At 41.7% G+C, this 206-nt stretch carries 1 protein-coding gene; it reads right to left on the bottom strand.

Annotated features, from left to right (window positions below; genetic code table 11):
• Positions 1–206 (bottom strand): HlyD family secretion protein (locus OU788_RS12870; RefSeq protein ID WP_274635514.1); only part of this gene is annotated, 206 nt, incomplete at both ends.

Genomic DNA, 206 nt, shown 5'->3' with positions numbered 1-206 from the left:
ATAGTGCCCTCATAGGTTTTCATTGCCTGCTGGTCATCGATTTTGACGGAAACGCTTTCGCCTATCGTTATCTTGGCCAATTGGGTTTCACTTACGTAAACACGCAGTTCCATTGTTGATAAATCGGCAATTTTATAGAGTGGTTTTCCAAAAGCTACAATCTCGTTGGCTTCGGCATATTTTGATAGCACAGTTCCGTTTATTGG

This window comes from Tenacibaculum sp. L6, from assembly GCF_028823685.1.
Lineage (GTDB): Bacteria > Bacteroidota > Bacteroidia > Flavobacteriales > Flavobacteriaceae > Polaribacter.
The sequence above is the reverse complement of the archived record's forward strand: the minus strand, read 5'-3'. Positions and strand labels throughout refer to the sequence as shown.